Source organism: Pseudomonas sp. NFPP04 (assembly GCF_900113815.1).
Lineage (GTDB): Bacteria > Pseudomonadota > Gammaproteobacteria > Pseudomonadales > Pseudomonadaceae > Aquipseudomonas > Aquipseudomonas extremorientalis.
In genome coordinates, this window is record NZ_FOQS01000002.1 from 351,388 (window position 1) to 372,726 (window position 21,339).

The window sequence follows — 21,339 nt, forward strand, 5'->3', positions numbered from 1 at the left end:
GCTAAAACCGCTGCTGCGAAACCAGCCGCCAAGCCAGCGGCCAAACCTGCTGCTGCCAAGCCAGCAACACCTGCTGCCGCCCCGGCTGCAGCCACCGCTCCAACTGCACCGGCCAGCAGCACGCCTGCCCCGGTAGCGCCAAGCACCACCCCAACCAGCGCCTCCTAAGTGCTGGTGGCCGCGACGCGCAGCTGTTGCAGCGCGTCGTGGTCAAGGTTGGCGGTGTCCTCAGCCGCCAGTCCTTCCAACCATCGTTGCTGACCCTGCGCATCGCCTGTCGGCCATGTTTGTGCCAACGCTTCCAGGCGCTCCAGCAACTGCCGTTCGGCGTCCAGCTCCAGGGTCTTGACCCGCTCGCGTAAGCCCGCCAAATCCTGATCCTGCAGCGCCATGGCGCGCCATTGCATGCGCACCTGTCGTAACGGTTTGATTACGTGTGTCTGCCAAGACCCGGCGATCTGTTTCAGCGCCTGCATGCGCTCGGCGGTCGCTATCACCGCACGCTGCTCGAGCCACGCACCACACAGCAACAGGCACACGTCCGCACCTTGCTCCTGCAAACGCAGGCAAGCGGCCTCGCATCCTGAGCGGGCGTAAGTCGAGAGGGCAAAGCTCCACAGGTCAGCGCACATATTCACACCCAAGCCAGCGGCCAACGAAGCTGGTAGACTCCGCCGCCATTATGATCCGACTTCAAAGCCTAACATTACAGCGTGGCCCGCAACGTCTTCTCGAAGACGCCGAGCTGACCCTGCACGCCGGTCACAAAGCCGGCCTGATCGGTGCCAACGGCGCCGGCAAATCCACGTTGTTCGCTCTGTTGCTGGGTGAGCTGACCCCGGATTCCGGGGACTGCCTGCTGCCGGCCGACTGGCGCATCGCCCATATGCGCCAGGAGATCGACACCCTCGACCGTATTGCAATCGACTACGTGCTCGATGGCGATCTGCGCCTGCGCCAGGTGCAACACGACCTGGCCGAGGCCGAGAAAGCCCAGGACGGCGCCGCACAGGCGCGCCTGCACTCGGAACTCGACAGCGCCGACGGCTACACGGCTGACGCCCGGGCGCGCAAAATGCTCGCCGGCCTTGGCTTTACCAACGAGCAGATGGACCGCCCCGTCGCCGACTTCTCCGGCGGCTGGCGCATGCGCCTGAACCTGGCGCAGGCGTTGATGTGCCCGTCTGACCTGCTGCTGCTCGACGAACCGACCAACCACTTGGACCTCGATGCGATCCTGTGGCTGGAAGACTTCCTCAAGAATTATCAGGGCACCTTGCTGTTGATCTCCCATGACCGGGATTTCCTCGACGCCGTGGTCGACAACATCGCCCACGTCGAGCAGAAAAAGATCACCCTCTATCGTGGCGGCTACACTGCGTTCGAACGCGCCCGCGCCGAACGCCTGGCCCAGCAGCAACAGGCGTACGAGAAGCAGCAGGCGCAACGTGCGCACATGGAAAGTTACATTGCCCGCTTCAAGGCCCAGGCCACCAAGGCCCGGCAGGCCCAGAGCCGGATCAAGGCCCTGGAGCGCATGGAAGAGCTGTCGGCGGCCCACGTCGACTCACCGTTCGACTTCGTGTTCCGTGAGTCGGTGAAGATCTCCAGCCCGTTGCTGGATCTTTCCGATGCGCGTCTGGGCTACGGCGACAAGACCATCCTGGAAAAAGTGAAGCTGCAGCTTACGCCGGGTGCGCGTATCGGTTTGCTCGGCCCCAACGGCGCGGGCAAGTCGACGCTGATCAAGAACCTGTCAGGCGAGCTGTCGCCACTGGCTGGGCGTCTGACCCGTGGCGAGAACACTGTGGTGGGTTATTTCGCCCAGCATCAGTTGGACTCGCTGGACTCCAAGGCCAGCCCGCTGCTGCACTTGCAGCGCCTGGCGCCAACCGAGCGCGAACAGACCCTGCGCGACTTCCTCGGTGGTTTCGATTTCCGTGGTGCGCGTATCGACGAGCCGGTGCTGAATTTCTCCGGCGGCGAAAAAGCCCGTCTGGCCCTGGCGTTGATCGCCTGGGACCGTCCGAACCTGCTGCTGCTCGACGAACCGACCAATCACCTCGACCTGGAAATGCGCCTGGCGCTGACCATGGCCTTGCAGGAGTTCAGCGGTGCAGTACTGGTGGTGTCTCACGATCGCCACCTGCTCAAGAGCACCACCGACAACTTCCTGCTGGTGGCGGACGGTAAAGTCGAAGAGTTCGACGGCGACCTGGATGACTATGCGCGCTGGCTGACGGATTACCGCCTGCGCAACGCGCCGGTCAGCAACACCCCGGTCAACCCGGACAAGACCGACAAGAAAGCCCAGCGCCAGGCCGCCGCCGCGCTGCGTCAACAGCTGGCGCCGCACAAGCGTGAAGCCGACAAGCTGGAAGCCGAGCTGGGCAAGGTGCATGAGCGCCTGGCCAGGATCGAAACCAGCCTGGGCGACAGTGCCGTCTACGAGGCGGCCCGCAAGGACGAACTGCGCGACCTGCTGGCTGAACAGGCCAAGCTCAAAGTACGCGAAGGGCAATTGGAGGAAACCTGGATGGAGGCCCTCGAATTGCTGGAAACCCTGCAAGCGGAGCTGGAGGCGCTGTCCTGATGGAGGCGTTGCAACTGCCGATACCGACGCAGTGGGTCGAACCCGTATGGGTCGGCGTGCAAATCCTGCTGATCCTGCTGGCCGGCTACCTCGCCCAGCGTTTTGTCGCCAAGGGCCTGACTCGCCTGGGTGAGCGCTATCCGTTCCCGCCGCAATTGCTGATGCCACTGCGCGGTGGCTTGCGCTGGCTGATCATGGGCAGTGCGCTGATCTTTGTGCTGGGTCGCCTGGGCGTGTCCGCCACGGTGTTGTGGACGGCACTCTCCGGGTTTGTCGCGGTTGCCGCCGTGGCGTTCTTCGCCATGTGGTCGGTGTTGTCCAACCTGCTGTGCGCCATTCTGATTTTCACCGTCGGGCCCTTTCGCCTGGGTGACATCGTCGAACTGGTGGATACCGTCGACAAACCGGGCGTGAAGGGTCGGGTCGTGGCGATCAACCTGCTCTATACCACGTTGGTCGAAGTGGCAGAGGCCGGTACCGACAGTGCGATGGTGCAGGTGCCCAACAGCCTGTTCTTCCAGCGCTCGGTGCGCCGTTGGCCAGGTACCCATGTCTTTCCGGGCGACCGCTAGTATTCACATCCTGTAAAAATCTATAGCCATCCTTTGGTCGGCGGAGTTAGCTTAAGGCACAACAGCAAACTCCCTCCTGAGGTGTGTAATGGCACTCGATACGTGGCTGGCCTTTTTCCTGGCCAGTTGGATCATCTCCCTTTCCCCTGGCGCTGGCGCCATCGCCTCGATGTCCAGCGGCCTGCAATACGGCTTCCTGCGTGGTTACTGGAATGCCATCGGCCTGCAACTGGGCCTGGCGATGCAGATTGCCGTGGTCGCGTGCGGCCTGGGTGCCATTCTGGCGACATCCTCCACCGCTTTCTATGCGATCAAATGGTTTGGCGTGGCGTACCTGGTGTACCTGGCCATCAAGCAATGGCGCGCCCTGCCCATGGACATGACCGATGACGCGGCCGTGCGCCCGATCGGTAAACCGATGGCGATGATGTTCCGTGGCTTCCTGGTCAACGCCAGCAACCCCAAGGCCCTGGTGTTCATGCTGGCGGTCCTGCCGCAATTCGTGAACCCACAGGCGCCGCTACTGATCCAGTACCTGATCCTGGGTGCGACGATGATCTGCGTCGATATGGTGGTGATGGCGGGGTATACGGGCTTGGCGTCGAAGGTGTTGCGCCTGTTGCGCACGCCTAAGCAGCAGAAACGGATGAATCGTACGTTTGCGGGGTTGTTTGTGGGGGCTGCGGGTTTCCTGGCCAGCTTGCATCGTGCCACGGCCTGACTGACGAAACGGGATTGAAAATGGGGGAGGGGCGAGCCCCCCTTCCACATGGGTGTCGATACCCACCCTCCAACTGTTCTGACAACTACCTTGCCTCAACCCACGACAAATCACTTGTGCCTTGAGTCAAACGCTTTAACGTTTGACAATGTGTTACTTCGTATTTCCATTTGAGATTCATTCATGACTGCCCCTTTTCGCTTTCTCGCCTGGCTGGTTTTGCCGGCGTTGATGTCGTGCAGCTTCAATCTGTTGGCCGCGACGGCCGAGGGTGCCCCACAAGCCCTGCATTTGCTGGATTACATTGGCGCTGACTACCCAGCGACGGTGGAGGCGGGCAAGGTCATCGATGAGTCCGAATACCGTGAACAGCTGGAGTTTCTCGGGGTGTTGCAGGGCCTGGTGGCAGAGCTGCCGCAGCGCCCGGAACGTGCGGCGTTGGTCAAAGGCGTCGACGAACTGTCAGCGGCTGTAACCGCCCATCAGGACGGTACGACAGTCGCCCGCCAAGCCCGTCAGTTAGGAGCCCAACTAGCCGTGGCCTATGAAGTCAGCCAGGCCCCGGCGATCACCCCTGATCCAACACGAGGCGCGCCGCTCTATGCCCAGCATTGCTCGGTGTGCCACGGCACCGCAGGTGCAGGTGACGGCCCGGCCAGCGTGGGCATGACGCCACCACCGGCCAATCTGCGTGACGCTGTGCGCTTGGATCGCCTGAGCCTCTACGCGATCTACAACACCCTGGGCCTGGGTGTTGAAGGCACCGACATGCCGTCTTTCGCCGACCAACTGGACGACCGCCAGCGCTGGGACCTGGCTACCTACATCGCCGGCTTTACTGCCGACCCGGCGGCTGCAAAAAGCGAGCAACCGTTCAACCTCGCCGACTTGGCCCGCCAGACCCCCAATGAAGTACTGGCGGCCAACGGCCCAGCCGCCGCCGCTACGTTCCGCGCCCAGCGTGCGCAACCGCCGCAGGTCAAGCGTGGCCCGGCGCAGTTGCTCGACTACACCGCGGCCACCCTGGACAAGAGTCTGGCGGCGTTCCAGAAGGGCGATCATGAGCAGGCCTACGACCTGTCTGTGGCTGCGTACCTGGAAGGTTTCGAACTGGTAGAAAGCTCGCTGGATAACGTCGACGCCAACGTGCGCAAGGACACCGAAAAGGCGTTGATGGCCTACCGGCAGTCGTTGCAGGACGGTTTGCCGGTTGAACAGGTGCAACAACGCCTGGACGTGGCCAAGGGCAAACTTACCGAATCCGCCGGTCTGCTTGGCGGTGATGGCTTGAGTTGGTCGCTGAGCTACATCTCCGGTTTGCTGATCCTGTTGCGTGAAGGTCTGGAAGCGATTCTGGTGCTGGCGGCGATCCTTGCGTTCCTGCGCAATACCGGCCAGCAATCGGCGGTGCGCAGCGTTAACGTCGGCTGGGGCCTGGCGCTGCTGGCGGGCCTGGCAACCTGGGCATTGGCCGCGTATGTGATCGATGTGAGCGGTGCCCAACGCGAGTTGCTTGAAGGCTGCACGGCGCTGTTTGCCAGTGTGATGGTGCTGTGGCTCGGCGTGTGGATGCACGACCGCCGCCACGCCGCCGCCTGGCAGGACTACATCAAGAGCAGCCTGGTAGGCGGCGGCGGGCGCTTCGGTTTTGCGGTGCTGGCGTTCTTCTCGGTGTACCGCGAGCTGTTCGAAGTGATCCTGTTCTACGAAACCCTGTGGCTGCAAGCCGGGCCGGCCGGGCATAACGCGGTGCTGGCGGGTGGCGCCACGGCGCTGGTGCTGTTGGTGGGCCTGGCGTGGGTGATCCTGCGGGGTTCGGCGAAGCTGCCGCTGGCGTTGTTCTTCGGCATCAACGCGGCGTTGCTGTGTGCGCTGTCGGTGGTGTTTGCCGGGCATGGGGTGAAGGCGCTGCAGGAGGCCGGCATCTTCGGCACCCGGCCGGTGGCGTTCTTTGATTTCGATTGGCTGGGCATCCACGCCGATGCGTACTCGTTGAGTGCACAGGCGGTGGCGATCCTGGCGATTGTGGTGCTGTACGGTCGCAGCCGTCTGGCCGAAAAGCGCCGGGTGGTTGCCTGAGCATGCGGGTGTGGATCGATGCCGACGCCTGCCCTCGGGCAGCCAAGGACCAGGTGGTGAAGTTCGCCCTCAAGCGCCAGTTCGAGGTGGTGCTGGTGGCCGGTCAGAGCCAGATCAAGCCGAGCTTCTCGTGTGTGAAGCTGATTGTGGTGCCCAGCGGCCCGGATGCGGCGGATGACTACCTGGTGGAGCACGCGGAGCCCGGGGAGCTGGTGATCTGCAGCGATGTGCCGCTGGCTGACCGCCTGGTAAAGAAGGGCGTTACGGCGCTTGATCCACGCGGCAAGGAGTTCAGCCCCGCCAACATGAGTGAACGGTTGGCGGTGCGCAATCTGTTCACTGATCTGCGTGAGCAAGGCCAGATGGGGGGCGGGCCACCGCCCCACGGGGAGAAGGAAAAGCAGGCGTTTGCCAATGCGCTGGACCGCATTCTTACACGCTTGATGCGCCAACCCTGATCCGTGGCGAGCGGGCTTGCCCCGCGTTGGGCGGCGAAGCCGCCCCAATTCAAGCGATGCGGTGAGTCTGTTAGACCATGGCTGCAGGTTTTAGGGCTGCTGCGCAGCCCAACGCGGGGCAAGCCCGCTCGCCACAACAAGCCGAGTCACCTACAAGCCTGCTCACCATAGGTGGGGCTATCAGTCGTTCTCGTGGGTCAGTTCCAGCACCCGATCCACCAGCTTGTTGATCCCTGAAGCGACCTCGCTGATGTTCTTGCCGAGCATATAGGCCGGGGTGCTCACCAGCTTGCGTGCCTTGTCTTCGACGATATCTTCCACCCCGCACTCCTGGTGGGTAGCGCCCATCTTGTCCAGTGCGGCGGCGGTGTCGGCGCAGTTGCCGATGGTGCAGGTCACGCCGGGGCCGTAGATTTTCGCCGCCAGGGCCGGGGAGATGCAGATCAGGCCCACGGGCTTGCCCGCTTCGGCAAAAGCTTCGGCCAGTTCCAGCACCTGCGGGTTGACGCTGCAGCCGGCACCCTCCACGGCAAAGTTCGAGAGGTTTTTCGCCGCGCCAAACCCACCGGGCACGATCAGCGCGTCGAAATCGCCGGCGTTGGCTTCGCGGATATCTTTCACGTCACCCCGGGCGATCCGCGCCGACTCCACCAGCACATTGCGCGACTCGGGCATCTCTTCGCCGGTGAGGTGGTTGATCACATGCAGTTGCGCAATATCCGGGGCAAAGCATTGGACCTGAGCGCCACGCTGGTCCAGGCGCAGCAAGGTGATCACGCTTTCGTGGATCTCTGCGCCGTCGTACACGCCGCAGCCGGAAAGGATCACTGCAATCTTTTTGCTCATGGGCATTTCTCCTGGGGTCTTGGCGTTAAATGTCTACTAATTTGTCATCTGTTGCCAATGGGATCTCACGCCGCTGCACCTAATCTTGATGTAACAAAAATAGACCGGACCAGACCATGGACTTCGTGCCTTACGCGGTACCGTTTTTCATTGCCTTGATCGTCGTGGAGTTGCTTGCCGACCGTTGGCGCGGCGAGCGTAACTACCGGGTGGCGGATGCCATCAACAGCCTCAGCACCGGGGTGCTGTCCACCACCACGGGGCTGCTGACCAAGGGCGTGGGGATTTTGACCTACGCGTTCGCCCTCAAGCATCTTGCCGTTATCGATCTGCCGGCCCAAAGCGTCTGGACCTGGGTGTTCGCCTTCGTGTTCTACGACTTCTGCTACTACTGGCTTCATCGCATGGGGCACGAACGCAACATCCTGTGGGCCGCACACTCGGTGCATCACCAGAGTGAGGACTACAACCTCAGCACCGCACTGCGCCAGACCAGTACCGGCTTCCTGCTGAGCTGGATTTTCTACCTGCCCTTGGCCGTACTCGGCGTGCCATTGGTGGTGTTTATCAGCGTGGCATCGCTTAATTTGCTCTATCAATTCTGGGTGCACACCCGGCACGTGCCGAAGCTCGGCTGGTACGAGTGGTTTTTCGTCACGCCATCCAATCATCGGGCTCACCATGCACAGAACGCTCTCTACATGGATCGTAACTATGGCGGTGTGTTCATTATTTGGGACCGGCTGTTCGGTACCTTCCAGGAGGAAGACGACAACGAACCGGTGATTTTCGGCGTAACCACGCCGTTGGCCAGTTGGAATCCGCTATGGGCCAACCTGCAGTTCTATGCCCAGTTGTGGAGTGATGCGCGGCGCACCGAGCGTTGGTGGGACAAGCTGCGCATCTGGTTCATGCGCACCGGCTGGCGCCCGGCGGACGTGAAGGCCAAGTACCCGATGGCCAGGCACGACCTGAGCCAGTTCCGTAAATTCGACGTGCCACTGGACGTGCGTCAACAGGTGTACATCGCACTGCAATTTGCGGCCTATGTTGGCTTTGGCAGCTATCTGATGAATTTCGGCGAAGGTTTGCCCACGGCGGCACTGATCCTCGGTTGGAGTGCCATGGCGCTGGGGCTGTTTACCTTGGGGGTGGCGCTGGAGAACCGGCCTTGGACGTTGAAGGCCGAGCTTTCGCGGCTGGTGCTGAACGTACCGCTGGTGTGGCTGGCACCGTTGGTCGGGTTATGGCCGGCCAGCAACCTGGGCTGGCTGGGCCTGCTGAGCTACAGCTTGCTCAGTGTGATTGGCCTCTACTGCTGCAGAAGCCGGTTTACTCGACTGGTGTCTTAGGCGGCTCGACCGGGTCCGGCTCTGCTGCGAGCCGGGCCTTGGCGTCGGCGCAGGCTTCGCGGGCGATGCGTGCATTCTTGATGCGACGGCGCAGCCACAGGCCGAAGCCCACTATCAGCAAGGCACCCAATACCCACAGCTCGTATTTCTTGATGCTGCCCAGCATGCCTTCCAGTACGGCGCCGAAGTGATAGGCCGCAGCGCCCAAGGCCAAAGCCCAGATCGCAGCGCCAATGCCGTTGAGGATCAGATAGCGCAACGGTGGATAGCCGGAGAGGCCGATCGCCACTGGCATGACGGTGCGCAACCCGTACACGAAGCGAAAGCTCAGTACCCAGATATCCGGGTGCTTGCGGATATGCTCCAGTGCCTTGTCACCCATCAATTGCCAGCGTGGCTTGCGCGCCAACAGCTTGCGGCCGTGTCTGCGACCCATGTAATACCAAAGCTGGTCGCCGGCGTAGCTGCCGAAAAAGGCAACGACCACCACCAGGTTGATATCCATGTATCCACGGAACGCCAGGAAGCCTGCGAGAACCAGAATGGTCTCGCCTTCAAAGAAAGTGCCCAGGAAGAGCGCAAAGTAGCCGAAGTCATGCAGGAATTGTTGAAGCATGGTCTGGGGTGCTGGCGAAATGAACGCGCAGCCTACGCCTTCATGAAGATTCATGAAAGTATCGAGATGTGTCACGAAGTGAACAATTCCTACGGAAATGCCGAATGCGACTACAGGTCGCATCCTTAAGCACAACTGTCATACCTTCGTCATAATGGCCGCTTATAACTGCATCGCTCGCCCGTAAACCCGGGCTCAGGAGTCTGTCGTGAGCTTTACCCCTGCCAATCGCCTGTTCCCCGCCACCCGTCTGCGTCGCAATCGTCGTGATGATTTTTCTCGCCGTCTGGTGCGTGAAAACGTGCTGACGACCGATGATCTGATCCTGCCGGTGTTTGTGCTGGACGGGGAAAAACGTCGGGAAGCGGTGGCTTCGATGCCGGGCGTGGAGCGCTTGACCATTGATCTGCTGCTTGAAGAAGCCGCTGGTTGGGTCGAGTTGGGGATTCCGGCCTTGGCACTGTTCCCGGTCACGCCGTCTGAACTCAAGTCGCTGGATGCTGCCGAAGCCTGGAACCCGGACGGGATCGCCCAGCGCGCCACCCGTGCCCTGCGCGAGCGTTTTCCGCAGCTTGGGGTGATCACCGACGTGGCGTTGGACCCGTTCACCACCCACGGACAGGATGGCATTCTTGACGAAGACGGCTATGTTCAAAACGACATCACCGTCGATGCGCTGGTCAAGCAAGCCTTGTCCCATGCGGCAGCCGGCGCCCAGGTGGTTGCCCCGTCGGACATGATGGACGGCCGCATCCAGGCGATTCGTGAAGCCCTGGAGCTGGCCGGCCACGTCAACGTGCGGATCATGGCCTACTCGGCCAAGTACGCCAGCGCCTATTACGGCCCGTTCCGCGATGCGGTGGGCTCGGCGCTGAACCTGGGCAAGGCCAACAAGGCCTCGTACCAGATGGACCCGGCCAACAGCCATGAAGCCCTGCACGAAGTGGCGGCCGACCTGGCCGAAGGTGCTGACATGGTGATGGTCAAGCCGGGGATGCCGTACCTGGACATCCTTTACCGGGTCAAAGACCAATTCAAAGTGCCGACCTTTGTCTATCAGGTCAGTGGCGAATACGCCATGCACATGGCTGCAATACAGAATGGATGGCTGAGCGAAGGGGTGATCCTTGAATCCCTGACAGCCTTTAAACGCGCCGGGGCTGATGGCATCCTGACCTACTTCGCCGCCCGCGCCGCCCAATTGCTTAGAGAGCAACAATAGCCCTCACAGGAACACTCGATGAATACCGAAGGACTCACAGAAGTTGCCGTAAAAGACGCTCACCCGGTGGTTGAACAAGTCACCGAGACCCCGCCGGAGCATGAGCCCGCCGCGCCCGTCGTGGTGGCCGAACCGCCCGTGCCGGCCCCGGTAGCGGCGGTGACCAACCTGGATGACAGCAGCCTGTACATCCACCGCGAGCTGTCACAACTGCAATTCAACATCCGTGTGCTGGAACAGGCGCTGGATGAGTCCTACCCGCTGCTGGAGCGGCTCAAGTTCCTGCTGATCTTCTCCAGCAACCTGGATGAGTTCTTCGAAATCCGCGTGGCCGGCCTCAAGAAGCAGATCACCTTCGCCCGTGAACAGGCCGGCGCCGACGGTCTGCAGCCGCACCAGGCCCTGGCGCGCATCAGCGAGCTGGTGCACGGCCATGTGGACCGCCAGTACGCGATCCTCAACGACATCCTGCTGCCGGAGCTGGAAAAGCATCAGGTCCGTTTCATCCGTCGCCGTCACTGGACCACCAAGATCAAGACCTGGGTGCGTCGCTACTTCCGCGACGAGATCGCGCCGATCATCACCCCGATTGGCCTGGACCCGACTCACCCGTTCCCGTTGCTGGTGAACAAGAGCCTCAACTTCATCGTGGAGCTGGAAGGTATCGACGCCTTCGGTCGCGACTCGGGCCTTGCAATCATCCCGGCGCCCCGTTTGCTGCCACGGATCATCAAGGTACCGGAAGAGGTGGGGGGCGCAGGCGATAACTATGTATTCCTATCCTCCATGATCCATGCGCACGCCGATGACCTGTTCCAGGGCATGAAGGTAAAAGGCTGCTACCAGTTCCGCCTGACCCGTAACGCCGACCTGGCGCTGGACTCCGAAGACGTCGAAGACCTGGCCCGTGCCCTGCGCGGCGAGCTGTTCTCGCGGCGCTACGGCGATGCGGTGCGCCTGGAAGTGGCCGACACCTGCCCGAAACATCTGTCGGACTACCTGCTCAAGCAGTTCAACCTGGGCGAGACCGAGCTGTATCAAGTCAATGGCCCGGTGAACCTGACGCGCCTGTTCAGCATCACCGGCCTGGACAGCCATCCGGAGCTGCAATACACGCCGTTCACCCCGCAGATCCCGAAACTGCTGCAAAACAGCGAGAACATCTTCAGCGTGGTGAGCAAGCAGGACATCCTGCTGCTGCACCCGTTCGAGTCCTTCACCCCGGTGGTCGACCTGCTGCGCCAGGCCGCCAAGGACCCGCATGTGTTGGCCGTACGCCAGACCCTTTACCGTTCCGGCGCCAACTCGGAAATCGTCGATGCCTTGGTCGACGCCGCGCGTAACGGCAAGGAAGTCACCGCGGTGATCGAGTTGCGTGCGCGGTTCGACGAAGAGTCCAACCTGCAACTGGCCAGCCGTCTGCAAGCAGCCGGTGCGGTGGTGATCTATGGCGTGGTCGGCTTCAAGACCCACGCCAAGATGATGCTGATCCTGCGCCGTGAAGCCGGCGAGATCGTGCGTTACGCCCACTTGGGCACCGGCAACTACCACGCCGGCAACGCCAAGCTTTACACCGACTACAGCTTGCTGACCTCCGACGACGCCTTGTGTGAAGACGTCGGCAAATTGTTCAGCCAGTTGATCGGCATGGGCAAGACCTTGCGCATGAAGAAGTTGCTGCACGCGCCGTTCACGCTCAAGAAGGGCATGCTCGACATGATTGCCCGCGAAACCCAGTTCGCCCTCGACGGCAAGCCGGCGCACATCATCGCCAAGTTCAACTCGCTGACCGATCCGAAGATCATCCGCGCGCTGTACAAGGCCAGCCAGTCCGGCGTGCGCATTGACCTGGTGGTGCGCGGCATGTGCTGCCTGCGCCCTGGCATTGTCGGGGTTTCGCACAACATTCATGTGCGCTCGATCATCGGCCGCTTCCTGGAGCACACACGGGTGTTCTACTTCCTCAACGGCGGCGAAGAGCAGATGTTCCTCTCCAGCGCCGACTGGATGGAGCGCAATCTCGATAAGCGCGTAGAGACGTGCTTCCCGGTGGAAGGCAAGAAGCTGATCATGCGGGTCAAGAAGGAACTGGAAAGCTACCTCACCGACAACACCCACAGCTGGAGCCTGCAGTCGGACGGTCGCTACGTGCGCAACACGCCGACCGGCAACCAGAACCCGCGCAGTGCGCAGGCGACGTTGCTGGAGAAGTTGGGTAGCCCGATTCTGACGGTGAACTAAAACCCTGCGGGGGTCTAAAAATGTGGGAGGGGGCTTGCCCCCGATGGCGGTGTGTCAGTCACCAAATACTTGGACTGATCCACAGCTATCGGGGGCAAGCCCCCTCCCACAATTGTTTTGCAGAGTTCTTCAGATCAGCGCAGGTTCAGGCTGAACCCCACCCGCTTCAGCCACTCCGCTTCCAGGCCAAAATCCGCCTGGGTCAGCTGGTTCTCATCCAGCCAGCCTTTCGGGAATACCACATCCAGGCTGTCGCCGTCGGCGCGCAGGGTCACCTGGGGCATTGCCTGGGTGCCACGGATGTGGTGGAACAGGATCGCAAAGCGCAGCAGCACGCACAGGCGGATCAGCTTGATGCCTTCGTCGCCGAATTCAGCAAATTTGTCCTTGGGGATGTTACGGCGATGGCCGCGCACCAGCAGGGCGAGCATTTGCTGGTCTTCACGGGAGAAGCCGGCCAGGTCCGAGTGCTCAATCAGGTAGGCGCCGTGCTTGTGGTAATGGTAGTGGGCGATGTCCAGGCCCACTTCATGCACCTTGGCGGCCCAGCCCAGCAACTCGCGCCAGACGCCGTCTTCCAGGTCCCAGTCCTCGGCCACCTGGTCGAAGGCGTGCAGGGCTTTGCGCTCCACGCGGGCGGCTTGTTCCAGGTCGACGTGGTAACGCTCCATCAACGAAGTGAGCGTGCGCTCACGCACGTCTTCGTGGTGATGGCGACCCAGCAGGTCATAGAGCACGCCTTCACGCAGGGCGCCGTCGCAGTGGTCCATGCGTTGCAGTTCAAGAGCATCGAAGATCGCTTCGAGAATCGCCAGACCGGCCGGGAAGATCGCGCGACGATCAGGCTTGATACCGTCGAAGTCGATTTTCTCGGCATCCCCCAGCTTGAACAGCTTGCGCTTGAGCCACGCCAAGCCCTCGGCATTCACCTCACCCGTGCCATGGCCGCCGGCTTTCAGGGCCAGGCCGATGGCGCGGATGGTGCCGGACGAGCCGATGGCTTCATCCCAGGTCAGGCGGTGCAGGGCGTGTTCGATGCTCATGATCTCCAGCCGCGCCGCGGTGTAGGCCTGGGCGTAGCGTGCCGGGGTGATCTTGCCGTCTTTGAAGTAACGCTGGGTGAAGCTGACGCAGCCCATCTGCAGGCTTTCGCGCAGCAATGGCTCGAACCTTTGCCCAATGATGAATTCGGTACTGCCGCCGCCAATGTCGGCGACCAGGCGTTTGCCTGGTGTATCGGCCAGGGTGTGGGACACGCCCAGGTAGATAAGACGGGCTTCTTCACGGCCGGAGATGACTTCTACCGGGTGCCCGAGGATCTCCTCGGCGCGGCGGATGAATTCACCACGGTTACGCGCTTCACGCAACGCGTTGGTGCCGACGATTCGAACGGCGCCCAGGGGCATGCCGTTGATCAGTTGCGCAAACCGCTTCAGGCAATCGAGCCCGCGTTGCATGGATTCTTCGTTGAGCTGGCGCTCGTCGTCGATCCCGGCAGCCAGTTGCACTTTCTCTCCGAGCCGCTCAAGGATGCGGATTTCACCGTTCTGGGCCTTGGCCACGACCATGTGAAAGCTGTTGGAGCCCAGGTCGATGGCGGCGATCAGGGACAGATTCTTGGCTTGGGATTGCGGCATGGTTTGGGGTCTCGGTCGATAACCTGACCATCGTGCCACGATCGACCGCTGGCGCCAACGCGTAGTGCGCCGGTAATTTTCCTGCGGGTGTCTGTGAGGAATTCTTGTGGGAAATGTAGGGTGGTTTTCAGGGCTATCAACGAAAGCGGTTTTAGCTTTGTAGGAGTATTTAACTTTTTATTGTCATCATGCTGTTTATGATTTTGCCTACAAGGGAGCGGTTAATAATTTATTGATTTTGCATTTGTGCCTACTCGGTATTTTGACATGGCTCACTGCTTGTCTTTACGGTTCCCACAACAACTGGCGCCCCATCTGATTCTTTAATCACGAGCCAAAACGACAGACTGTCACCCGGCAATTTCGCCGTGGTGTTATTTATTTATGGTCGGAGTTTTCGGCTGTCGTAAATGCACCTACTCATTACAGATGACAGGTTGATCATGAAAAAAATGCTTGGTGTGACAGTGGGTGCTCTTTGCTTGGCCGCAAGTATTGGGGCTCATGCTACGAATGTTGCCGAACTGATTGTACGGGGGACTATCAAGCCAGTGGCTTGCAACCTCAGCCTCGCTGGAGGCGGCATCGTCGATTATCAGACAATTCCAGCCGCAAACCTGTCCCCGACGCAGTTCAATCCTCTTGCAGCTAAAACGGTCAGCTTGAGCATCAGTTGCGGCCAGAGCCCAGCGCAGTTCCGAGTGGCGCTCACAGACCTGCAACCTGCCCAAAGCAAGGTGGTAGGTATCCTCGGTGCCGGGTTCACCGAGGCGCAGAACTACAGCCTGGGCCTTGCCAATGGCAAGCGCACTGGTGGGTACTCCGTCACGCTCAAGGACCTGAGATCGTCCACTGGGAGCCTGAGCCCCATCATGCGGAGCAGTCAGGGCGCGTCCTGGCAGATCAGTGACGGTAAAGTCGCGCAATCGCCAGCCCAGTATTCATGGCGTAGCGGTGCCACTGCGGTACCTGCATTCGTTACCACGCTTACAGGCACGCTTGAAGTGAAGGCCGTTATCAACCGCGCGAACGATTTGGACCTGGCCCGCGATGTAACGCTGGACGGTCGCACCAGTCTGTTAGTGGATTACATCTAAAAACATCATTAACGGCCGACATTTATCCAGAGATACTTACCTGTCTCTGTTAAATGTCGGTAGTTGTAATGTGTGCATTTGTTGGTGTTCGACTTCTTTTGGTTGTGGGGAAAATCGGTGAATGGTTTATCAATAACCGTTATTTCGTTGCTGCGATATATAGGTTTGTCTCTTTTTTCGTGCGGTATGGCCATGGCAGACGGAATGCAGCCCGAAACAACCGTTGTCATTCTGAATGAGGAAGAGGGCGAGGCAACGCTTAATGTTAAAAATACGGACCCTGGCCCTGCATTGCTTCATTCCGTCATACAAAACATACCCGAAGACCCCGAACACTTGTTGATCGTGACGCCCCCGATTACACGGGTCGAAGCGGGCGACACCCAACTTGTTCGCTTTATCAGTACTACAAAGCAACCCCTCAAGACCCAGCGCCTGAAACGCGTTTCCTTTGAAGGTATCCCTGAGGCACGTGCACCCGGCGGTGCGACCATTGGTATCACCCTGCGCCAGAGCCTGCCATTGATCCTGCATCCCAAAGGCTTGCCCAGGCATGACGCGCCCTGGCAGTTGCTGACATGGGAGCGTAAAGGAGATCAGTTGAGGGTCCACAACAACAGCGCTTACGTCGTCCGCCTAGGGATGGAAGTGCAGCTGCATCCGCAGGCAAGCGTGGCAACGTTGCCGAGAACCTACATCCTGCCGGGCGAAGTGCTGACGCTCGCGTCGGCAGGCTCGGTGGCGGGAGTGGTGGCGGTGGAGATTCACCCGGCCACGGTCTACGGGTTTACGGTGGACAGTTACCGCGCACCCGTTACGGCTGGTGCGGATTGACGGGCCTATGAAAAAGATCAGGCCTACCCGTCGCTCTGCCAATAGCGTGCCGAGCAGTGTTTCCCAGGCTCGCTCCAGGATTCTGCTGGGGCTCGCGACGCTCTGGAGTCTGCCCGGCACCAGCGCAGCGGTTGGGCTGGGGCAGGGGTTTGACTTGGCCGCGTTGACCTCTCTTGGAATAGATCCACAGGTTTCTGAATACTTTCGCAGCGCAGCGCGCTTTCGCGAAGGTGTCCATGTCGTCGGGCTGCGAGTCAATGGCACGCCGCTGGGGTTGGTTGACGCGCGTTTCGATTATCAGGGCCAGTTGTGCTTCACTCCTGCGTTGCTGGCAAAAGCCGGTCTGGTCACCCCGTCCAGGCTTCTGCGCGAGGGCATCACCCCTGACCAGGCCTGCCATGATTTTGTTGGAGAATACCCGGCGACCATGGTGCGTCTGCGCCCTAGCAGCGATGAGGTCGCCCTGGTGGTGCCGACCCAGTCCCTGCGTGCGCCGGAGTGGGAGGGCGGGGATTTTTCCGAGGGTGGCGCGGCCGCCATCTTCAACTACGACGTATGGGGTTTTGATACCCACTCTCGCGGTAGGCCAAGTCGCGTCGTATCGGCCTATACGGAGGCGGGATTCAACCTGGGTAACTGGATCGTTCGCAGCCGCCAGTTCTATATCTCCGACAATGGCAAGACGCGTACCGAACAGGTAAGCGCCTATGCCCAGCGTGATATCGCGGCGTTGCAGTCGACCTTCCAGGTGGGGCAGATTTCCAGCAACAACCCGATTTTTGGCGGTGTGCAACTGACCGGCGTGCAGTTCTCTCCAGACGGCCAGCAGCGCAGCGGTGCGGGCGACAGCAATGTCGTGGTTGAAGGGCTGGCTCAAAGCCAGTCGCGGGTGGAAGTTCGTCAATCAGGCGCATTGATCCATTCCACCCTGGTGCCGGAAGGTCCGTTCAGGCTGACCGGTTTACCGTTGCTGAACAGCACCAGTGACCTTGATGTGAGCGTGATTGACGTGCGTGGGGCAACGCGCAGTTTCGTGGTGCCCGCTGCGTCCTTTCGGGGTGGGGCTCCGATCAAGCCGGGATATTACTTTTCCCTCGGCAAGGTGCGTGAAACGTCCATCGACAACCAGGATTCGCCCGTGGTTGCCATGGGCAGCGGCACCTGGGGGCTGGGCCAGCGCTCGTCGTTGGGTTTCGGTCTGCTGAGTACCGATGAGTACCAATCGGCAGGTGGAACCCTCAGCAGTGTGTTTTTCCATCAGATGACCGTGGGCGTGCGCCATAACCTTTCCCGTGATGCTCAAGATGAGGTGGGTGGCACGCGTAGCACGCTGTCATTGGGGGCTCCTTTATTCGCCAATCTTGATATCAACCTGAGCGCTTCGGTACAGAGTCGCGGTTACCGGGAGGTACTGGACGCCGGTCAGGCTTCGCGGGGGTACAGCCTCGATGCCCGTTTCAAGCGCCAGTACACGGCAGGTTTGAGCTGGACGGCCCCATACCTGGGTGGATTCTCCCTCGGTTTCACCCGTAGCTCTCAGTTTGACGGGCAATCCAGCGATCACCTCTTTGCCTCGTGGAACGACACCTTCAAAGGCGTGGGGGTCGCACTGATTGCCGACGCCCAGGTCGGTGCGACCGCCCCTCGGCGCCATGACCCGGTTCGAGGTGGCCGCCGCGACGAGCGGCTGGACGAGGGCACGTCGGTCAGGCTGCAGGTCACGGTGCCCCTCGGCACTGATCGGCGCATGACCACTTACGTCAGTCGTCGAGGTGACCGGCTGGAAGCTGGCACCGCCCTCAGCGAGCGGGTCAACGACTATGTGAACTATGAGGTCGGTGTCGATCGGGACGTGAAAGAACGAGAACAAAGCGTGCGCGCTCGTGTGGGTGCCTTGCCGCGGTATACCCGCGTGACCCTGGGCGTCAGCCGTGACCCGACGAACACCAACTATTCCGGCCAACTGCAAGGCGGCATCGTGGCCCATGAGCACGGGGTGACCTTCTCGCCGTATACCGTGCAGGACACCTTTGGCATTGTGTCGGTGGGAGATATCGGAGCGGCCAAGGTCTCCACGCCCCAAGGGCCGGTATGGACCGATTTCAGTGGCCAGGCGGTGATCCCCGGGCTGCAGGCCTACAGCAACAACCACCTGCAGGTGCAGACCCAGTCGCTGCCCAAGCGCGTCGACTTGAAGAACGGCACCAAGGTACTCGCTGCCGGTCGGGGGTCAGTCAATATTCTCAACTTTGATGTGGTGAAAGTCCGTCGTCTGTTGCTTGAAGCCCAGGATGAACGGGGTCGGCCACTGCCTCAAGGCGCTGCAGTGTTCGGTCAGGACAACACCTTTGTGACCAGTGTGGTGGGTGACGGCATGATTTTCCTCAGCAATATCGATGGTCCGCAAACCTTGAAGGTTTCACTGCCGGATTCGCAATCCTGCGTGCTGCAAGTCAACCCGGAGCAAGAGCCTGACGATGACAAACTCTATGAAACCGCACCGGTGGTCTGCCATGTTCGCTAAGCACAGGAACCTGTGGCTGTTGTGGGTAGCCCTGGTGACGACCCAGGCGCAGGCTGAAAACTGCCGGATGACCCTGAGTGAGCCCCGTGTCGACTATGGCGTGATTCGCCCTGCGCAAGCCTCCTCCGGCAGGGCGCTAATGACGCTGGACACGCCGCGTACGCTGCACTTGAGCGTGCTTTGCGCGGATCCTTCGGCAATGGCGCTGCGTTTCAGCAGTGTCGCCGCCGATGCACAGGGCTTTCAGTTCGGGCGACAAGGGCGTTTCACCTTGAACCTGAGGCAGGCTCAGGTCGATGGCAGGCCGGTATCGTGGCAGTCCGATGACACCTCCAGCGGACAGCTGCTACCGGGTCGTACGTTGTATGCAAGCGCAAGCGGTACGCCGGTGATGGGCCGTCGGCTGACAGCCCAAGTAGAGGTCACGGTTCAACTGCCGGCCAATGCCCTCGCGGTGCCTCGGGAGACGCTGCTGGAGGGCCATGGCCAATTCGAACTGGTCAGCCCGGCTGTTCCGTAGAACCAATGAAGCTCGCCAGCTCGGCGGTTTGCGGGTGGGCGAATAGCACTTTGGGATCGCCCACCTCATGCACTTTGCCCTGGTGCATGAACACCAGCTTGTCGCCGACTTCACGGGCGAAGCGCATCTCGTGGGTCACCATGATCAGGGTCATGCCGTCCTTGGCCAATTGGCGCACCACGCTGAGCACTTCATTGACCAGTTCCGGGTCGAGGGCCGAGGTGATTTCATCGCATAACAGCACCTTGGGCGACATGGCCAAGGCGCGCGCAATCGCCACGCGTTGTTGCTGGCCGCCGGACAAGCGATCGGGGTAAGCGTCGAATTTTTCACCCAGCCCGACGCGCTCCAGCATTTGCCTGGCCAATTGCGCCGCTTTGGCCTTCGATACTTTCTGCACCACTTGCGGCGCGAGCATGACGTTCTCGCCTACCGTCAGGTGCGGGAACAGGTTGAACTGCTGGAACACCATGCCGACTTTCTGCCGCAGGCTGCGCAGATCGGCGCGGGCGGCGTCGAGGTACTCGCCATCGACCTCGATCACGCCGTCGTTGATGGACTCCAGGCCGTTGAGCGTGCGCAGCAATGTGGATTTGCCCGAGCCACTGCGGCCAATGATCGCCACCACCTGGCCTTCATCCACGGTCAGGTCGATGCCCTTGAGCACATGGTGATCGCCGTAATACTTATGCAGGGCGGAAATTCTAAGCAGAGGCATGCAGTCTCCTTTCCAGGTAGCGGGCACTGAGGGACAGGGGGTAGCAGAGTAAAAAGTAACCAAGGGCCACCAGGCCGTAGACCATGAAGGGTTCGAAGGTGGCGTTGGCGAGCATGCCGCCGGTCTTGGTCAGTTCGGTGAAGCCGATGATCGAGGTCACGGCGGTGCCCTTGACCACCTGTACCGAGAAGCCCACCGTCGGCGCTACGGCAATGCGCAGTGCCTGGGGCAGGATCACATAGCGCAGTTGCTCCAGCGGGTTGAGCGCCAGGCTGGCCGACGCTTCCCATTGCCCGGGGGCGATGGAGTCGACGCAGCCGCGCCAGATCTCGGCGAGGTAAGCGCTGGTAAACAGAGTCAGGGCAATCGCCGCCGCCAGCCAGGGCGAGATATCCACACCCAGCAGGGCTATGCCGAAAAACACCAGGAACAGCTGCATCAATAGCGGTGTGCCCTGAAACAGTTCGATATAGGTGCGCGCCACATTGCGTGGGAAGGCGTTGCGGCTGATGCGCATCGTCATCACCAGCAAGCCGATCACGCCGCCCCCGACAAACGCCACCAGTGACAGCAGCAGCGTCCATTGCAGGCCGGTGGCCAGGTTGCGCACGATGTCCCAGAACGAGAAATCACTCATCGACTGTTCCTCATCACGAAGCGGCGACCGATCCAGTTGAGCAACTGGCGAATCATCAGCGCCATGCACAGGTACACCAGGGTGGTCAGGGCGTAGGTTTCGAACGCACGGAAGTTGCGCGACTGGATAAAGTTGGCGGCAAAGCTCAGTTCCTCAGTGGCGATCTGCGAGCACACCGCCGAGCCGAGCATTACGATGATGATCTGGCTGCTCAGGGCCGGCCACACCTTGCCCAGCGCCGGCAGCAGTACCACGTGGCGGAAGGCTTCGAAGCGCGTCATCGCCAGCGCCGCAGCGGCTTCCAGCTGCCCGCGAGGAATGGCCTGGATACCGGCGCGGATGATTTCCGTGGAGTAGGCCCCCAGGTTGATCACCATCGCCAGCACGGCGGCTTGCCACTCGGTGATCTTCAGCCCCAGCGACGGCAGGCCGAAGAAGATGAAGAACAACTGCACCAGGAACGGTGTGTTGCGGATCAACTCGACATAAACGCCGAAGAACCAGGCGAACGGCTGGATCTTCCACGCCCGCACCACAGCGCCAACGGTGCCCAGGGCCACGCCGAGGATGGCGCCGATGGCCGTGAGTTCGAGGGTGAACAGCGCGCCGCGCAGCAGCAGGTCGGTGTTGGCCAGCACCGGCACAAAGTCAAATTGATACGCCATGAGTCAG

Annotated in this window: 19 protein-coding genes; 12 read left to right on the forward strand and 7 right to left on the reverse strand. The window is 61.0% G+C overall.

Translation table 11 applies throughout. From position 1 onward, the window contains the following. Positions 1 to 164: 164 nt before the first annotated feature. Positions 165 to 632 carry a TIGR02444 family protein gene (locus BM017_RS05455; RefSeq protein ID WP_092241734.1) on the reverse strand — a complete coding sequence of 156 codons (468 nt, stop codon included), beginning with the start codon at positions 630 to 632 and terminating at the stop codon, positions 165 to 167. Positions 633 to 682: 50 nt separating this feature from the next. On the opposite strand from BM017_RS05455, the gene BM017_RS05460 reads away from it, so the two are divergent. From BM017_RS05460 to BM017_RS05480, 5 genes are all read left to right on the forward strand, one after another. Beyond that, complete coding sequence (locus BM017_RS05460) at positions 683 to 2,593, forward strand: ATP-binding cassette domain-containing protein (RefSeq protein WP_092241736.1); 1,911 nt, start codon at positions 683 to 685, stop codon at positions 2,591 to 2,593. Next, entirely contained in the window at positions 2,593 to 3,165 is a 573-nt protein-coding gene (locus tag BM017_RS05465; RefSeq protein ID WP_028618427.1) for a mechanosensitive ion channel family protein, read from the forward strand. The genes BM017_RS05460 and BM017_RS05465 overlap by 1 nt, the downstream gene beginning before the upstream one ends. Before the next feature lie 88 nt (positions 3,166 to 3,253). Next, positions 3,254 to 3,886, forward strand: coding sequence for a LysE family transporter (locus BM017_RS05470; RefSeq protein ID WP_028618426.1), 633 nt, complete (start codon positions 3,254 to 3,256; stop codon positions 3,884 to 3,886). A gap of 183 nt (positions 3,887 to 4,069) precedes the next feature. Continuing rightward, the gene (locus tag BM017_RS05475) at positions 4,070 to 5,965 is read left to right on the forward strand and encodes an FTR1 family protein (protein ID WP_092241738.1); all 1,896 of its coding nucleotides are present in this window, start codon (positions 4,070 to 4,072) and stop codon (positions 5,963 to 5,965) included. A gap of 2 nt (positions 5,966 to 5,967) precedes the next feature. Next, positions 5,968 to 6,423 carry a YaiI/YqxD family protein gene (locus BM017_RS05480; protein ID WP_071490476.1) on the forward strand — a complete coding sequence of 152 codons (456 nt, stop codon included), beginning with the start codon at positions 5,968 to 5,970 and terminating at the stop codon, positions 6,421 to 6,423. Positions 6,424 to 6,603: 180 nt separating this feature from the next. Here the strand turns inward: BM017_RS05480 and elbB are convergent, their stop codons facing one another. Continuing rightward, on the reverse strand, positions 6,604 to 7,269 hold the full coding sequence (elbB, locus tag BM017_RS05485) for an isoprenoid biosynthesis glyoxalase ElbB (RefSeq protein ID WP_071490475.1): 666 nt from the start codon (positions 7,267 to 7,269) through the stop codon (positions 6,604 to 6,606). A gap of 116 nt (positions 7,270 to 7,385) precedes the next feature. On the opposite strand from elbB, the gene BM017_RS05490 reads away from it, so the two are divergent. Next, positions 7,386 to 8,621 (forward strand): sterol desaturase family protein, encoded by a 1,236-nt coding sequence (locus tag BM017_RS05490; RefSeq protein ID WP_092241740.1) that lies wholly within the window; start codon positions 7,386 to 7,388, stop codon positions 8,619 to 8,621. Here the strand turns inward: BM017_RS05490 and BM017_RS05495 are convergent. Then, positions 8,602 to 9,237, reverse strand: a complete 636-nt coding sequence (locus BM017_RS05495) for a DedA family protein (RefSeq protein ID WP_092242379.1) — start codon at positions 9,235 to 9,237, stop codon at positions 8,602 to 8,604. The genes BM017_RS05490 and BM017_RS05495 overlap by 20 nt on opposite strands. A gap of 208 nt (positions 9,238 to 9,445) precedes the next feature. Between BM017_RS05495 and hemB the strand changes: the two genes are divergently transcribed. Then, complete coding sequence (gene hemB / locus BM017_RS05500; RefSeq protein WP_092241742.1) at positions 9,446 to 10,459, forward strand: porphobilinogen synthase; 1,014 nt, start codon at positions 9,446 to 9,448, stop codon at positions 10,457 to 10,459. An 18-nt stretch (positions 10,460 to 10,477) separates the two neighbouring features. After that, a complete protein-coding gene (gene ppk1 / locus BM017_RS05505; RefSeq protein WP_058426437.1) occupies positions 10,478 to 12,700 on the forward strand; it encodes a polyphosphate kinase 1 in 2,223 nt (740 codons plus the stop codon). Positions 12,701 to 12,834: 134 nt separating this feature from the next. On the opposite strand, the gene ppx is transcribed toward ppk1, so the two are convergent. Next, complete coding sequence (ppx, locus tag BM017_RS05510; protein ID WP_092241744.1) at positions 12,835 to 14,337, reverse strand: exopolyphosphatase; 1,503 nt, start codon at positions 14,335 to 14,337, stop codon at positions 12,835 to 12,837. Positions 14,338 to 14,780: 443 nt separating this feature from the next. On the opposite strand from ppx, the gene BM017_RS05515 reads away from it, so the two are divergent. The 4 genes from BM017_RS05515 (at position 14,781) to BM017_RS05530 (ending at position 19,312) form a co-directional block, all read left to right on the forward strand. Next, on the forward strand, positions 14,781 to 15,434 hold the full coding sequence (locus tag BM017_RS05515; RefSeq protein WP_092242381.1) for a DUF1120 domain-containing protein: 654 nt from the start codon (positions 14,781 to 14,783) through the stop codon (positions 15,432 to 15,434). Between the two features lie 186 nt (positions 15,435 to 15,620). Next, positions 15,621 to 16,268: a fimbria/pilus chaperone family protein gene (locus BM017_RS05520; protein WP_093514186.1), complete on the forward strand. Its 648-nt coding sequence runs from the start codon at positions 15,621 to 15,623 to the stop codon at positions 16,266 to 16,268. A gap of 7 nt (positions 16,269 to 16,275) precedes the next feature. Continuing rightward, a complete protein-coding gene (locus tag BM017_RS05525; RefSeq protein ID WP_256575633.1) occupies positions 16,276 to 18,792 on the forward strand; it encodes a fimbria/pilus outer membrane usher protein in 2,517 nt (838 codons plus the stop codon). Next, complete coding sequence (locus BM017_RS05530) at positions 18,782 to 19,312, forward strand: DUF1120 domain-containing protein (protein ID WP_170856041.1); 531 nt, start codon at positions 18,782 to 18,784, stop codon at positions 19,310 to 19,312. The genes BM017_RS05525 and BM017_RS05530 overlap by 11 nt, the downstream gene beginning before the upstream one ends. Here the strand turns inward: BM017_RS05530 and BM017_RS05535 are convergent. From BM017_RS05535 to BM017_RS05545, 3 genes are read right to left on the reverse strand one after another with little or no spacing between them, the layout of a single operon-like run. After that, positions 19,293 to 20,030, reverse strand: a complete 738-nt coding sequence (locus tag BM017_RS05535; RefSeq protein ID WP_092241746.1) for an amino acid ABC transporter ATP-binding protein — start codon at positions 20,028 to 20,030, stop codon at positions 19,293 to 19,295. The genes BM017_RS05530 and BM017_RS05535 overlap by 20 nt on opposite strands. Then, on the reverse strand, positions 20,017 to 20,667 hold the full coding sequence (locus tag BM017_RS05540; protein ID WP_092241748.1) for an amino acid ABC transporter permease: 651 nt from the start codon (positions 20,665 to 20,667) through the stop codon (positions 20,017 to 20,019). The genes BM017_RS05535 and BM017_RS05540 overlap by 14 nt, the downstream gene beginning before the upstream one ends. Continuing rightward, positions 20,664 to 21,332, reverse strand: coding sequence for an amino acid ABC transporter permease (locus tag BM017_RS05545; protein WP_017736949.1), 669 nt, complete (start codon positions 21,330 to 21,332; stop codon positions 20,664 to 20,666). The genes BM017_RS05540 and BM017_RS05545 overlap by 4 nt, the downstream gene beginning before the upstream one ends. Positions 21,333 to 21,339: the final 7 nt, after the last annotated feature.